Source organism: Streptomyces sp. NPDC015130, assembly GCF_043080005.1.
Taxonomy (GTDB): Bacteria; Actinomycetota; Actinomycetes; order Streptomycetales; family Streptomycetaceae; genus Streptomyces.
In genome coordinates this window covers 20,974-33,300 of record NZ_JBIBVC010000008.1, presented here as the reverse complement: position 1 = coordinate 33,300, position 12,327 = coordinate 20,974, and the positions used below count along the sequence as shown (strand labels likewise).

The 12,327-nt window shown below is 73.5% G+C and carries 17 protein-coding genes; 7 read left to right on the top strand and 10 right to left on the bottom strand.

Features of this window, described 5'->3' with window-relative positions:
* Window positions 1-44: 44 nt before the first annotated feature.
* From ACF08F_RS18505 to ACF08F_RS18480, 6 genes are all read right to left on the bottom strand, one after another.
* On the bottom strand, window positions 45-770 hold the full coding sequence (locus tag ACF08F_RS18505) for a VOC family protein (protein WP_392299574.1): 726 nt from the start codon (window positions 768-770) through the stop codon (window positions 45-47).
* A gap of 72 nt (window positions 771-842) precedes the next feature.
* Complete coding sequence (locus ACF08F_RS18500) at window positions 843-1,478, bottom strand: TOPRIM nucleotidyl transferase/hydrolase domain-containing protein (RefSeq protein ID WP_392299573.1); 636 nt, start codon at window positions 1,476-1,478, stop codon at window positions 843-845.
* A 112-nt stretch (window positions 1,479-1,590) separates the two neighbouring features.
* Complete coding sequence (locus ACF08F_RS18495) at window positions 1,591-2,394, bottom strand: metallophosphoesterase (protein ID WP_392299572.1); 804 nt, start codon at window positions 2,392-2,394, stop codon at window positions 1,591-1,593.
* Window positions 2,391-2,642 (bottom strand): hypothetical protein, encoded by a 252-nt coding sequence (locus tag ACF08F_RS18490; RefSeq protein ID WP_392299571.1) that lies wholly within the window; start codon window positions 2,640-2,642, stop codon window positions 2,391-2,393. Before ACF08F_RS18490 ends, ACF08F_RS18495 begins: the two co-directional genes overlap by 4 nt.
* A 35-nt stretch (window positions 2,643-2,677) precedes the next feature.
* Entirely contained in the window at window positions 2,678-4,081 is a 1,404-nt protein-coding gene (locus ACF08F_RS18485) for an FAD-dependent oxidoreductase (protein ID WP_392299570.1), read from the bottom strand.
* An 85-nt stretch (window positions 4,082-4,166) separates the two neighbouring features.
* Complete coding sequence (locus ACF08F_RS18480; RefSeq protein WP_392299569.1) at window positions 4,167-4,490, bottom strand: plasmid stabilization protein; 324 nt, start codon at window positions 4,488-4,490, stop codon at window positions 4,167-4,169.
* Between the two features lie 79 nt (window positions 4,491-4,569).
* On the opposite strand from ACF08F_RS18480, the gene ACF08F_RS18475 reads away from it, so the two are divergent.
* From ACF08F_RS18475 to ACF08F_RS18455, 5 genes are all read left to right on the top strand, one after another.
* Window positions 4,570-5,079 carry a hemerythrin domain-containing protein gene (locus ACF08F_RS18475; RefSeq protein WP_392299568.1) on the top strand — a complete coding sequence of 170 codons (510 nt, stop codon included), beginning with the start codon at window positions 4,570-4,572 and terminating at the stop codon, window positions 5,077-5,079.
* Between the two features lie 221 nt (window positions 5,080-5,300).
* Window positions 5,301-6,419: a glutamate--cysteine ligase gene (locus tag ACF08F_RS18470; RefSeq protein WP_392299567.1), complete on the top strand. Its 1,119-nt coding sequence runs from the start codon at window positions 5,301-5,303 to the stop codon at window positions 6,417-6,419.
* Window positions 6,420-6,693: 274 nt separating this feature from the next.
* Window positions 6,694-6,963: a CDGSH iron-sulfur domain-containing protein gene (locus tag ACF08F_RS18465; RefSeq protein ID WP_392299566.1), complete on the top strand. Its 270-nt coding sequence runs from the start codon at window positions 6,694-6,696 to the stop codon at window positions 6,961-6,963.
* Window positions 6,960-7,976, top strand: a complete 1,017-nt coding sequence (locus ACF08F_RS18460) for an iron-containing redox enzyme family protein (RefSeq protein ID WP_392299565.1) — start codon at window positions 6,960-6,962, stop codon at window positions 7,974-7,976. Before ACF08F_RS18465 ends, ACF08F_RS18460 begins: the two co-directional genes overlap by 4 nt.
* Window positions 7,977-8,132: 156 nt before the next feature.
* Window positions 8,133-8,894 carry a nucleotidyltransferase family protein gene (locus ACF08F_RS18455; protein ID WP_392299564.1) on the top strand — a complete coding sequence of 254 codons (762 nt, stop codon included), beginning with the start codon at window positions 8,133-8,135 and terminating at the stop codon, window positions 8,892-8,894.
* Between the two features lie 87 nt (window positions 8,895-8,981).
* On the opposite strand, the gene ACF08F_RS18450 is transcribed toward ACF08F_RS18455, so the two are convergent.
* Complete coding sequence (locus ACF08F_RS18450) at window positions 8,982-9,170, bottom strand: CsbD family protein (protein WP_392299563.1); 189 nt, start codon at window positions 9,168-9,170, stop codon at window positions 8,982-8,984.
* A 24-nt stretch (window positions 9,171-9,194) separates the two neighbouring features.
* Window positions 9,195-9,779 carry a type 1 glutamine amidotransferase domain-containing protein gene (locus ACF08F_RS18445; protein ID WP_392299562.1) on the bottom strand — a complete coding sequence of 195 codons (585 nt, stop codon included), beginning with the start codon at window positions 9,777-9,779 and terminating at the stop codon, window positions 9,195-9,197.
* A gap of 180 nt (window positions 9,780-9,959) precedes the next feature.
* Here ACF08F_RS18445 and ACF08F_RS18440 point away from each other — a divergent pair, with 180 nt between their 5' ends.
* On the top strand, window positions 9,960-10,886 hold the full coding sequence (locus ACF08F_RS18440; protein WP_392299561.1) for a SigB/SigF/SigG family RNA polymerase sigma factor: 927 nt from the start codon (window positions 9,960-9,962) through the stop codon (window positions 10,884-10,886).
* Here ACF08F_RS18440 and ACF08F_RS18435 read toward each other — a convergent pair.
* Together ACF08F_RS18435 and ACF08F_RS18430 are read right to left on the bottom strand one after the other, a co-directional pair.
* On the bottom strand, window positions 10,834-11,319 hold the full coding sequence (locus tag ACF08F_RS18435) for an ATP-binding protein (RefSeq protein WP_392299560.1): 486 nt from the start codon (window positions 11,317-11,319) through the stop codon (window positions 10,834-10,836). The genes ACF08F_RS18440 and ACF08F_RS18435 overlap by 53 nt on opposite strands.
* Entirely contained in the window at window positions 11,303-11,725 is a 423-nt protein-coding gene (locus ACF08F_RS18430; RefSeq protein ID WP_392299559.1) for an STAS domain-containing protein, read from the bottom strand. The genes ACF08F_RS18435 and ACF08F_RS18430 overlap by 17 nt, the downstream gene beginning before the upstream one ends.
* A gap of 148 nt (window positions 11,726-11,873) precedes the next feature.
* Between ACF08F_RS18430 and ACF08F_RS18425 the strand changes: the two genes are divergently transcribed.
* Window positions 11,874-12,311, top strand: a complete 438-nt coding sequence (locus ACF08F_RS18425; protein WP_392299558.1) for an STAS domain-containing protein — start codon at window positions 11,874-11,876, stop codon at window positions 12,309-12,311.
* Window positions 12,312-12,327: the final 16 nt, after the last annotated feature.

The following is a 12,327-nucleotide window of genomic DNA, read 5'->3' as shown; positions in this document are numbered from 1 at the left end:
GCCCGAGGAGGTGTCGACTCGGGCGGCGCGGCGGAGAGCCGATCTCAGCGGGGAGTCAGTACGCGGAACTCGTTGCCGTCGGGGTCGGCCAGCGTCACCCAACCGGTCTCGGCCCCGGACGTCTCGACACGCGTCGCCCCGAGTGCGACGAGCCGGTCGACCTCCGCCGCCTGGTCACCGCCCGCCGGGGGCGCGAGGTCGAAGCGCAGCCGGTTCCGGCCCTCTTCCCTCGGCATCATCGGCGGACCGCCCCAGGTGACCTTCGGCCCGCCGTGCGGCGAGCGGATCGCGGTCTCCTGGTCCTGGTCCCAGACCAGCGGCCAGCCCAGCGCCTCGCTCCAGAAGTAGCCGACGGCCTGCGAGCCGTCGCACGCGAGCGCCCCGATGAACCCGCAGTCGGCCAGGAAGTTGTTGCCCGGCTCGATCACGCAGAACTCGTTGCCCTCCGGGTCGGCGAGCACGACGTGCTCGTCCTCCGCGGTCTGGCCGACGTCGATGTGGCGGCCGCCGAGCGCGAGCGCCTTGGCCACGACGTCCCGCTGGTCGTCGAGCGACGCACTGGTCAGGTCGAAGTGGATGAGGTTCTGAACCGTCTTCTTCGCCTGGCTCGGGACGATGCGGAGCCGGAACCCGGTGTCGTCGGCGGGCAGGAGCACGATGCCGTCGTCGGTCCCGGCGCTCTCCTCCCAGCCCAGGAAGGAGGCCCAGAACCGAGCGAGGAGAGCCGGGTCGTTCGCGTCGATGCTGAGCGCGTGCAGGTGGGACGTCATTCCCCGGAGCCTGCCCGACGGGCGCCGAACGATCAACCGAATATCCCGGTGCCTCGAACGGCGGCTCGCCGGTCAGACGTTCGCGAGGAGGTCTTCCAGCGGGGCGGGCACCTGCCCGTCGTCGAGGGCCTCGACGAGAAGGGTTCCGTAACGGATCTTGCGCCCCTTCTTCGTCCCGAGGAAGCGGCGCAGCTGCTGGTGCCGGGGGCGGCCCTGCTGCGCGGGCTGGTGCAGGAAGGTCTGCCAGGGGCGGAGGTCGCCCTCGGTCTCGACGATCTCCTCGACCTTCGCCGTGCCGAGGGCGCGGATGAGCTCGTCCTCCAGGTCCGCCGCGCAGACGAAGACGTCCCGCTCGGACGCCCTCGCCCGGGCCCGTTCCAGACCCCGGTCGTAGTAGGGCCGTTCGCGCTCGTCGCACAGTCCCGTGAGGCGGAGGCCGAGGCCGGGCGGGCCGAGCAGGGCCGCGTAACGGCCGACGTTCATCGCCCCGCCCATGGAGAGCAGGCACACGCCTTCGGCGCCCAGGTCCCGGCCGCGGCGACCGGCCAGCACGTCGACGGCGGCGAGGTCGCTCAGCCCTTCGAGCAGCACGACCGTCCGCAGCCCCAGCCCGGTCGCCAGCTCACGGGCCCGCTCCCCCGCGGGCGCGTCGGGACCGCCGCTCGCCCAGTCGCCGACCGCTGTCCGGAACGCTTCCCTCTCGTGCATGGCGCGAGTCTGCCTCTCCGCCGACGACACGGCACGCGGTTTTCTCGGCGGCCTGTCCGGACGCCCGGCACGAGCAGTGGCCCGCGCTCCACCGGGCGCGACGCGCACGGGCTCACCGGGCGGTCTCCGACCGGGGCTCCCGCCGCACCCGGTCGACCGCCGGGCGGAGCGGCAGGTGGTAGAGGGCGAAGGCCTTGCCGATGACGGGCTGGGCCACGTTGCGGACGCGTACCCCGCCCGCCGTCATGCCGTGCTCCGTCCCGAGGTGGGCGTGGCCGTGGACCGCGAGGTCGGCGCCCGCCTCGTCGATGGCCTCGGCGAGGAGGTAGCTGCCCAGGAAGGGATAGATCTCGACCGGCTCGCCCGCGAGGGTGTCCGGCACGGGGGCGAAGTGCGTGAGGGCGATCCTGGCCCCGCAGCCATCGGCGTCCAGGCCGCTCAGCGCCCGGTGCAGGTCGTCCGCCGCGCGGCGGGCGGCGCGGACGAAGTCCTTCATCTCGCGTTCGCCGAACTCGCCGGCACTGCTTCCCGCGAAGCCTCCGCAGAAGCCCTTCACCCCGGCGATGCCGACCTTCCCGGCGCCCACCGGCAGGACCACCCCGTCGCCCTCCAGGACCGAGACCCCTGCGTCGCCGAGGACGCGGGCGACGTCGGTCTCCCGCTCGGAGTGGTAGTCGTGGTTGCCGAGCACGGCGACCACGGGGACGCCGATGTCCCTCACCTCCTCGGCGACCACCTCGGCCTCGGGGACCGTCCCGTGGCGCGTGAGGTCGCCGGCGAGGAGGAGGACGTCCGCGCAGAGCGGCAGGGTCGCGAAGGAAGGACGGAGCAGACCCCGGCAGTCGGGGCTCAGATGGATGTCTCCCACCGCCGCCACCCGGACGGCGGCGCCGTTCTGTCCGCCGTCGCGCGTCACGACAGCTCCTCGGACCGCTCGGGCGGGTCCGCGCAGGCGATCAGCAGGTCCGTGCGGACCGGGATGCCGGCCAGCTCCGACGCGGCGATCCGGAGGATCTCGTCGCGGCGGTCGGCCGACGGGAGGGTGCCCCACAGCACGACGGAGTTGCCGCGCATCTCGACGCGGACGCCGAGTTCGGCCGCCTCGCCGCGCGCGAGCCGGTCCTTGAACCGGGCGATCCGGTACTCGCCCTCGTCGGTGGTCATCGTCGTCTCCTTCCGTACGGGAGGGCGGCCTGTGCTCAGTCCTCCAGCGGGCGTGTGGCCGGGCCCTGGAGGACCGTGCCGTCCGCGGCGAAGCGCGAGCCGTGGCAGGGGCACTCCCAGGTCAGCTCCGCGTCGTTGAAGCCCAGCTCGCAGCCCATGTGTGTGCAGCGGCGACCGGACGGCCTGCCGGACAGGTAGTGACCGGCGACGGCGGTCTGCCGCCGCACCACGCCGGGCACCTCGCGGACGGGCAGGTGTCGGCGGGGGTCCACGAGCTCCGTCCAGGCCGGGCGCGGCGCGCCCGTCAGGTGTGCGGTGAGCAGGCGGGCCGCGGCGACCCCGTTGCTCAGGCCCCAGCCGCCGAATCCGGTGGCCACGTAGACGTGCTGGGTGTCGGGGTGCTCGTGGCCGACGAACGGCAGGCCGTCCGACGTGTGGACGTCCTCGGCGGCCCACCGGTGACCGGTGGGCGCGTCGGCGAAGCCCGGGAGCTGGGCCCTCGCCCAGCGCTCCAGGCGTTCGAGCCGGTCGTCCGCGCCCTCGCTGCCGGGTTCGAAGGCCTCGCCCGCGACGATCAGCAGGCGTCGGCCCTCGCCCGCCGGGGCGGTGCGCACGGACCGGGTGCCGAGGTCGGAGGTCACGTACATGCCGTACGGGGCGTGGCGTTCGTCGACGGCGGCGGCGACGACGAACTCGCGCCTCAGGGAGAGCCGCATGAGCAGGGTGGTGTGGCACCGGAGCGGGAACTGGGTGGCCAGGACGACGTCACGGGCGTGGACCGTGCCCCCGCCCTCCAGGGTGAGGCGGCAGTCGGCTCCCTCCCGGAGGTCCGTGACGCGGGTGTTCTCGTGGAGGCGGACTCCGTGTGCGACGAGGTCGTCCGCGACGCCGAGGAGGAAGCGGCGTGGATGGAACTGGAGCTGGCCCTCGACGCCGACGGCCGCCGCCACCGGGAACGGGAGTCCTGTGTCGGTCACGGCGGCGGCCCGCAGACCGGCCGCGGCGGCCGCGGCGGCCTCGGCGTGGATCTCCGCCACGCGCGCCTCGTCGAGGGTGTACGTGTACGCCGGGCGGGCCTCCAGGTCCGCGTCGATCCCCAGCTCCTCGCAGATCCGCGTCACCTGCCGCAGGGCGTCCTCCTGGGCGTCGGCGTAGAGCCTCGCCGCCTCCTCGCCGTGCCGCCGGCGCAGGCGCTCGTAGCGCAGCCCGTGGAGGGAGGTCAGTTTGCCGGTGGTGTGCCCGGTGACCCCGCCCGCGATCCGGCCGGCCTCCAGGACCACCACGTCGCGCCCGGCCCGGTTCAGCTCGCGTGCGGTGCACAGACCGACGATCCCGGCTCCGACGACGACCACGTCGGCGGAGAGGTCGCCCACCAGCGGTGGGAGCGCGGCGCGGGGCGGGGCCGAATCCATCCAGTACGAGCTTCCGGTCGCGGGCATGACCTGCTCCTCTCGGCGGTAGGCCGTCAGGCGTCTACCCGCAACCGTCGCACGCAGTCGGCCGCCCCGCCGGTTCGGTGCCCCGTCAGTGCCCGAGCTCCCTCTTCAGCTCCGCCTTGTTCATGGACGACCGGCCGTGGAGGTTGCGGCGCTTTGCCTCCTCGTACAGCTGGTCGTAGGTGGGGCCCTGCGAGCCGCTGTGCGAGCGCTGCCCGCCGCGCTTCGACGACGACATGTCCTCGAGGGAGGTCTTGCTCGCGGTACGGGACTCCCCGGCACGGGCGCGTTCCTTGTTCACCGTGCGGGCGGCGATCTCCTCGGCCCGCTCGGTGCTCTCGCCGCGCTTCTCGGCACTCTCCTTGATGTGCTCGTACTGGCGTTCCCTCTTGGCGTTCGATCCTCGGGGCATGACGGCGTCCTCTCAGCGGAGTCGGAACCGGCGTGTACCCCCATGAATACGGATCAACCGCACGGGTACACGGAGAGCCATGACTGCCAAGACCGACAGGACGCAGGATCACGACGTCATCGCGGTGATCATCGAGGACCACCGCGCCATGGAAGACCTCTTCCGCCGGATGCGGAGCAACGCCGAGGACCGCTCGGCGGCGCGGGAGGAGTTCTCCGCGCTGCTCGTCGCACACAGCGAGGCCGAGGAGGCCGAGGTCTACGGGGCGCTCAAACGCTTCCGAGGCGTGGACAGCGAGGACGTGGAGCACGGCGCCGAGGAGCACGCCGACGGCACCAAGGCCCTGCTCGCACTGCTCGAAGTGGACGACGTCCGTTCCGAGGAGTGGGACACCCGGCTGGAGGAGCTGGTCGAAGCCGTCTCCCACCACTTGGACGAGGAGGAGCGGACGGTCCTCAACGAGGCCAGGGCCGGCGTTCCCGAGGGCCGGAGGGCCGAGCTGGGCGCCGCGTTCCAGAAGGAGCGCGCCAGGCAACTCGCCGCGGGCTGCGGCAGCCTGGAGAACGTACGCGGGCTCGTCCACGGCTGACCCACATTCCCGGAGGCGGTCCGGACCGCGCCGCTCCACAGTGGAGCGGCGCGGCGGCGTGCGAGTGATCCGGAGGGCGGGGCCGTCGGCGGGCCCCGCCGCTTCGAGGCGGCGTCACGGTCGCGCCGACGCCGGAGCGCCTGGGCGAGCCGGGGGGTGGTGGGGGTGGCATGACCGGGCCCTGGGCGGGTAACCGCGTGCCGAGACGCGAGGAGCCCGCCATGAAGATCCTGACCATGGGTGTCGAGGAAGAGTTCGTGCTGGTCGACCGCGTGACGCGGGCGCCGGTGAACCGGGCTCCCGAGGTGATCCGAGGAGCGACCGGTGAGCTCGGCGGACAGGTGCAGACCGAACTGTTCAACGCCCAGATCGAGATCTGCACCGGGCCGACCGGCTCCCGCGACGACCTGCGGAACGAACTCCTCTGGCTGCGCCGGGTCGTGGGCGCCGCGGCGCGGGACGCGCGGTGCGCGCCCGTCGCCTGCGGCACGCCCGTCCTGCCTCCCGAGGAGCCGCTCACGGTGACCGACACCGAGCGGTACCGGCTGATGGCCCGGCGCTTCTCCCATCTGATCACGCGCGAGGACGGCATCCCGCGCGACGACGGACTCGTCTGCGGCTGTCACGTCCACGTCGGGACCCTGGACCGCGAGCAGGCCCTCGCCCTCGCGATGCACATGCGGCCCTGGCTGCCGGTCGTCCAGGCGCTCGCCGGGAACTCCCCCTACGCCCACCGCCAGGACACCGGCTACGAGAGCTGGCGTGCCGTCGAGCACGCGCGATGGCCGACCGTGGGGCCCACCCCGGTCCTCGACGAGACCCAGTACCTCGCGCATGTCGCACGGCTCGTCCGGGACGGGACCCTCCTCGACGACCGCATGGTGTACTGGCACGCCAGGCCCTCCGAGCACGTTCCCACGCTGGAGGTCCGGGTGGCGGACGTCAACGCGGAGCTCGACACGGTGGTGCTGCTGGCGATCCTGGTCCGCGGCCTCGCCACCACCCTGCTCCCCCGCGTCGACGCCGGGGAGCAGCCGCCGCGGATCCCCGGCCCGAGGCTTCTGCGGGCCCATCGCCTCGCCGCCGAGCACGGTATGCGGGGCATCGGCCTGGACCCGGTCGCCGGCCGGGAGCGTCCGGCGGTGGAACTCGTGGACGCGCTGCTCGACTTCGCCGAGCCCGGCCTGGAGGGGGCCGGCGACACGGACTGGGCCCGCGCCCGGTGGACCCGGATCCGTGCGGAGGGCGGCGGCGCGTCCCGGCAGCGTGCCGTGTTCCGCCGGCACGGCCGGTACAAGGCCGTGGTCGACGCGCTGGCCGCCGCGACCGTGGGGAGCTGAGGGCGCCGGCCTCCACCGTCGCATCCGGTCGGAGTGCCACTCGCCGCGTCGCCGCCCCCGGCCGCACCGCCTCGTGACATCTCCCGTGCGTCGATCGCCACCGTACGGCTCGCCGCGCTGCTGCACCGCTGCCGGATCCGCGCCCTGTACGACGATCCGCGCGAGCAGGGCGTGAGCCGGGGCGGGTGCTCCTGGTCGGTCCGCGCATGGGAGCGACGGAGCCGGGCACTCGAACGGTGTCAGCAGAGACGGACGGGATCGGTGGTGTGTGGTGATGTCGGCTTCCCCGAGCGAGAGGGTCCCGCGGGTGACACCCGTCGTCGAAGGACCGCTGCTCATGGAGGGCCCGGCGGAGATCGTCCTGCCCGACGGGTCCGTGGTTCTCTGCGAGCGGCCCGTGTTGGCGCTCTGTACGTGCCGGCGGACCCTGCGCCCGCCGTTCTGCGACACGAGCCACCGTCCGCGCCTCCGGGTGACGCGTACGAGGAGGCGAGCCCCGGGCGCGGAGACGCGGGGCGCGACCGAGGAGCCCGGACCGTCATGACCGTCGTCGACCGCCCCGTGACGACGAGACCCGAACTTCCCGAGGCCCGTGGCGAGGTGTCGCGAGGGGTGCGCGACCGGCTCCTCGGCGGCCCGGGGCGGCTGCCCCGCGAGGCGGACGTCGCTCGCGCGTCCCCGTACGGCGAGGACCTGCACCTCGCCCTGCACCTCTGCTACGAGCAGCACTACCAGGGCTTCGCCCGGGTCCCCGACACCCTTGAGTGGGACCCGGACCTGCTCAGGGTGCGGGCCCTGGCGGAGCACCGGTTCGAGAGCGCGCTGCGGCACGACTGCCGGGAACTCCTGGGCGTGGAGGAGGCGTTGGCCGAACTCCTCATGGAGCCGGTCGGCGGCACGGGCGTCTCGCGCTTCCTGATCGACCACGGGGAGTTGTGGCAGCTGCGCGAGTACGCGGCGCTGCGCTCCGTGCACCAGCTCAGGGAGGCCGATCCGCATCTGTGGGTCGTCCCCCGGCTGCGGGGGCGCGCGAAGGCGGCCATGGTGGCGATCGAGTACGACGAGTACGGCTGCGGCCGGGCGGAGCGGATGCACGCGCGGCTCTGGGCGGACCTGATGGTCGACCTGGGGCTCGATCCCTCGTACGGGCACTACGTGGACGCGGCCGGGGCCGAGCTCCTGGCGGCCTCGAACGTGATGTCGCTGTTCGGTCTGCACCGGAGACTGCGCGGTGCGCTCGTGGGGCACTTCGCCGTCCTGGAGACGACGTCGCCGCCCGCCGCGGCCCGGCTCGCGGAGGCCATGCGCCGTACGGGAGCCGGTCCGGCCGCCGAGCGGTACTTCGACGAGCACGTGGAGGCCGACGCCGTCCACGAGCAGCTGGTACGCCGGGAGGTGGTGGCCGGACTCCTCGACGACGAGCCCGAGCTCGCCCCCGACGTGGCCTTCGGCATCGCCGCGACACGGCTCGTGGAGGAGCGGCTCGGCGAGCGGCTGACGGGCGCCTGGTCGCGGGGGGACAGCGCCCTCCGCTCTCCGGCCGCTCCAGGGCCCTGAGCAGGTCGTGGGGCGGTCGGGTCACCGGCTGCCGTCCCCGTCCGCGGATGACCTCCGTCCGGCGGGGTAGAGGCAGGTCCCCGCTCCGGCGGCACCCGGCACGCTCGCCGATCGAGCGGCGGCGGGGTCCGCCGACGGCGACGACAGGAGCACGCCATGAACCTCACGGAAGGCCCGTTCCCCTACCGGTCCCTCGGCGAGGCCGCGCCCGACCGGCCCTCCCGGCAGGTCACCCGCTCCGTCGGCGACGGGCCCCGCGAGGCCGGCCCGGACCGGCGGGGCTCACCGGACGAGCCGTTGCCGGCGGACGGGAGCCGCTCGACCGACCTGCCCGCGGACCACTCGCAGGCGATCCTGGAGACGACGAAGGAGGTCGGGGCCGTGCTGAAGGCCTCGGGGCTCCCCTTCGCCCTCGTGGGCGGCGTCGCCGTCTACGCGCACGGCATCCCGGTCCGACTCCAGCACGACACCGACTTCGCGGTGCGGCGGGAGGACGCCGAGCTCGCCACCCGGGCCCTGCGGGAGCGCGGCATACGGATCGTGGACCCGCCCGAGGACTGGCTCGTCAAGGCCCGCTCGGGCGGCGAGGAGATCGACCTGATCTTCGCCCTGGCCGGCCGGCCGGTGACCACCGAGCTGCTGGACCGGGCCCAGACGCTTCCCGTGGACTCCGTCCACATGCCCGTGCTCGCCCCGAGCGACCTGATGATCTCCCGGCTGCTCGCGCTGTCCGAGCACCACTGCGACTTCGGGACCCTGCTGCCGGTGGCGCGCGGACTGCGGGAGCGGGTCGACTGGGCGCGGGTCAGGGAGGAGACCGGCGGCGCGCCGATGGCCATGGCCTTCCTGTATCTGCTGGAGCTGCTGGACGTCCTGCCGCACGGCAGCGCGTCCGCGTCCCGCGGACCCACCGGGTGAGGCTTCCGCGTTCGTGGCAGGGCCCCTTGGCAGCCTGTCTGCCAGGGGGCCCTCAGGTGTGCTGTCCGTACGGCCGGGACGGAGCGGTCAGGAGGTGCGCCGCTTCATGGCGTCGGGAGCCTTCTCGGCGATCCGGCGCATGTCCTCGGCGGCCTCACGGGTCTTCCCGGCCATCTCCTCGGCCTTGCCCTCGGCCTCCATCTCCTTGTTGCCGGTGACCTTCCCCACGGTCTCCTTGACCTTGCCCTTGCCCTTCTGCATGTCGCTCTTGCGCATGGCCGTTTCCCTTCTCGTGTTCCGTCATGCCCGGTTCGCACCGGTGCCGAGGGCGTCGACGATCGCCCGCGCGAAGGCGTCGATGTCCTTGGGTCTGCGGGAGGTGATGAGCGGATGGCCTCCGGCGGCGTCGACCACGACCTCCTGGTCCCGCCACGTGGCGCCCGCGTTCTCGAGGTCCGGTCGCAGCGAGGGGTAGGAGGTCAGCTCGCGGCCCCCGGCGAGTCCGGTGTCCACGAGGATCCAGGGTCCGTGGCAGATGGCGGCGACGGGCTTGCCGGCCTCGGCGAAGGCGGACAGGAGTCGTCGCGCCTCCTCGTCGGTGCGGAGGCGGTCGGCGTTCACGGTGCCGCCGGGGACGACGACCGCGTCGAAACCCTCCGCGGCGGCCCGGGACATCGTCGTGTCCGGCCGGACGCGGTCGCCCTCGTCCCTGTCGCCGACGAGGGTCCGGATGTCACCCGGCTCCTGGGCGGCGACCGTGACGCGGGCGCCTGCCGCGCGGAGGGTGGCGATCGGTCGCGTCAGCTCGTCCTGTTCCGTCCCGTAGTTCGTGGACAGGACGAGGACGTTCTTGCCGTCGAGGACCTTCCCACCGTCGGGGTCCATCGCAGCACCTCCTCGCGGTCCCGTGACGACGCGAACGCGTCGCACGGGGCAGCTTCCCAGGGAGCTCGTGTCAAACCGTGCGATAACGGGCATCCTTACCTCAGAGCACGACACCGACGGACCCCCGCCGCGCCCTCACGGCCGGCGGCAGGCCCACCGCCACCCGTCGAAGGACTCCTCATGTCCACCGCCGCAGTCCGTCCCCGCACCTCTCGCACCCGCTCCGCCACCTCGTGGCGCACCGCCGCGCCAGGGGCGTCGGTCCGCCGGGCGGCACTGGGCGGGCTCCCCGAGCCGGACGACCCCAGGGGCGCCTCCACGGAGGACGCGCGGGCCCTGTCGGTCGACCTCTTCCAGCGGCTGCGCGAGCTGGAGGAAGGCACGCCCGAGTACGCGTACGTGCGGAACACCCTCGTCGAGCTCAACCTCAGCCTGGTCAAGTTCGCCTCCCGCCGGTTCAGGAACCGCGCGGAGCCGATGGCGGACATCCTCCAGGTCGGCACGATCGGCCTGATCAAGGCGATCAACCGCTTCGACCCCGACCGCGCCGTCGACTTCTCCGCCTTCGCCCTCCCCACGATCGTCGGAGAGATGAAGCGATTCTTCAGGGACACCAGCTGGGCCGTACGGGTCCCCCGCCGTCTCCAGGAGCTCCGCATCGACCTGGCGAAGTCCGCCGACACCCTGGAACAGCGTCTCGGCCGCCGCCCCACGCGGGCCGAGCTGGCGGCGGAGCTGGACATCACGGAGGAGGACGTCGCCGAGGGCCAGCTCGCGTCCCACGGCTACGCCGCCCGTTCGCTGGACGTCACCGCCGGTGACGACGACGACGGCCCGGGGGGCAACGCCCGGCGACTGGCGTCACCGGACTCCCCCTACGAACTGATCGAGTCCCTCACGGCACTGCGGCCGCTGCTGGCCCGTCTGGACGCACGCGACCGGCGCATCCTGGAGCTGCGTTTCGGCGAGGAGCTCACCCAGTCGGAGATAGGTCTCCGTGTCGGCCTCTCCCAGATGCACGTCTCACGGCTGCTGACCCACATCCTGGGCGAGCTCAGGACGGGCCTGCTCGACGACGGCTCGCCTGCGGAGCGGGCGGACGGCTGACCTCCAGCCACACCACCTTGCCGACCCCGTCCCCCGACGCCTTGTCCTCGCTGCCCCACGCACCGGCCAGCCGGTCCAGCACCATCACGCCGTGCCCCCCGGGCAGCGCCGGCGACCTCGTGATCTCCAGACGGGGGTGTACGGGGCTGGCGTCGGCCACCTCCACCCGGAGCCGCCCGCCATCGAGACGCAGGACCAACTCCTCGGGGCCGCCGGCGTGCAGGCAGGCGTTGGTGACCACCTCCGACACGAGCAGGAGGACGTCCTCCACCCGCTCGCTCTCCTCCTCCGTCTCCGCCGGGATCCAGCCCCAGTCCGCCAGCGCCTCGGCGGTGAAGTCCCGGCAGCGCGACACCACGCCCCGCGTCCCGTGCAGCACGAGCCTGCGGACCTGTCTCGCCTGGTTCCGGTGACCGTCAGCGCTGTCGGTCATGCGCCCCGCCGCCTTCGACGCCGCTCTCGGCGAGCGCCTCGCCCACCGACCCGTACACCCGGAAGACCGACGTGGCCCCGGTGATCTCGAACATCCGGTCCACCGGCCGTCTCAGCCCCGCGAGCTCCAGCCGACCACCCGTCTCCCGGGCGCGCAGCCGCGCCCTCAGGAGCGCGTTCAGCCCGGACGAGTCGCAGAACTCCAGGCCCGAGCAGTCGACGACGATCCGCGCGACCCCGAGGCGTTCCTCCACCGCCCGGCGCAGTGGCGCCACCGTGTCACGGTCGAGCTCTCCGGCGAGCACCAGGACGTCGGTGTCCGCGCCCGGCACGGGCCGGATCACCACCGTGAACCGGTCGCACGGCGGCTCGCCGTCGACCGTCGGCGCCGGCTCCTCGTCGCTCATCGACCCACATCCCTCCAGCCGACCGGGCCTTTCGCCCTTCATACCCCCATTGTGACGAGCGGGCTCGTCACCGCGCACGTGCCGGGGCGCGCATGTAAGGGCGTCCAGGGGGGCAGCGGCAGGCTGAGAGGGAGGCAGGTGCGAGGTGATGGGTGAGCGCACGGAGCCCGAAGAGCGCCGATTCCTCCTCGAGACCCGCCCGGGTGGCCGACCCGGCACCGTCGTCCTGGTGCTCAACGGCGAGCTCGACCACGACACCGTCGCTCCCCTGCGCACCGCGCTGACGGCGCACCGCGAGGCCGCACGGGTCGTGGTCGACTGCTCCGGTCTGCGGTTCTGCGACTCGACCGGACTGAACGTCCTCCTCAAGGCGCGCAGGCGCATGCTGGCCACGGGCGGACGCGTGGACCTCTCGGGGCTGCAGCCCCCGGTGGACCGCATGCTCCAGATCACCGGGGCCCGGTCGGTCTTCCGGGTGTACGCGGATCCCGGCTCCGCCTTCGACGACGAACCGGGAGCGGACCGTCCGGCCCCTCCGGCCGGGGAAGCGGTCCCGGAAGGAAGCCCGCCGGAGGGTTCGGCCTGAGCTGCCGGGGCAGCGG

Bases quoted from the DNA above. Each gene is read 5' to 3' on its own strand.
- ACF08F_RS18475 (WP_392299568.1), top strand. From the start codon at position 4,570: ATGACTGCCAAGACCGACAGGACGCAGGATCACGACGTCATCGCGGTG.
- ACF08F_RS18480 (WP_392299569.1), bottom strand. From the start codon at position 4,490: ATGCCCCGAGGATCGAACGCCAAGAGGGAACGCCAGTACGAGCACATC.
- ACF08F_RS18440 (WP_392299561.1), top strand. From the start codon at position 9,960: ATGTCCACCGCCGCAGTCCGTCCCCGCACCTCTCGCACCCGCTCCGCC.
- ACF08F_RS18505 (WP_392299574.1), bottom strand. From the start codon at position 770: ATGACGTCCCACCTGCACGCGCTCAGCATCGACGCGAACGACCCGGCT.
- ACF08F_RS18470 (WP_392299567.1), top strand. From the start codon at position 5,301: ATGAAGATCCTGACCATGGGTGTCGAGGAAGAGTTCGTGCTGGTCGAC.
- ACF08F_RS18485 (WP_392299570.1), bottom strand. From the start codon at position 4,081: ATGCCCGCGACCGGAAGCTCGTACTGGATGGATTCGGCCCCGCCCCGC.
- ACF08F_RS18435 (WP_392299560.1), bottom strand. From the start codon at position 11,319: ATGACCGACAGCGCTGACGGTCACCGGAACCAGGCGAGACAGGTCCGC.
- ACF08F_RS18465 (WP_392299566.1), top strand. From the start codon at position 6,694: ATGTCGGCTTCCCCGAGCGAGAGGGTCCCGCGGGTGACACCCGTCGTC.
- ACF08F_RS18450 (WP_392299563.1), bottom strand. From the start codon at position 9,170: ATGCGCAAGAGCGACATGCAGAAGGGCAAGGGCAAGGTCAAGGAGACC.
- ACF08F_RS18455 (WP_392299564.1), top strand. From the start codon at position 8,133: ATGAACCTCACGGAAGGCCCGTTCCCCTACCGGTCCCTCGGCGAGGCC.
- ACF08F_RS18425 (WP_392299558.1), top strand. From the start codon at position 11,874: ATGGGTGAGCGCACGGAGCCCGAAGAGCGCCGATTCCTCCTCGAGACC.
- ACF08F_RS18460 (WP_392299565.1), top strand. From the start codon at position 6,960: ATGACCGTCGTCGACCGCCCCGTGACGACGAGACCCGAACTTCCCGAG.
- ACF08F_RS18490 (WP_392299571.1), bottom strand. From the start codon at position 2,642: ATGACCACCGACGAGGGCGAGTACCGGATCGCCCGGTTCAAGGACCGG.
- ACF08F_RS18500 (WP_392299573.1), bottom strand. From the start codon at position 1,478: ATGCACGAGAGGGAAGCGTTCCGGACAGCGGTCGGCGACTGGGCGAGC.
- ACF08F_RS18445 (WP_392299562.1), bottom strand. From the start codon at position 9,779: ATGGACCCCGACGGTGGGAAGGTCCTCGACGGCAAGAACGTCCTCGTC.
- ACF08F_RS18430 (WP_392299559.1), bottom strand. From the start codon at position 11,725: ATGAGCGACGAGGAGCCGGCGCCGACGGTCGACGGCGAGCCGCCGTGC.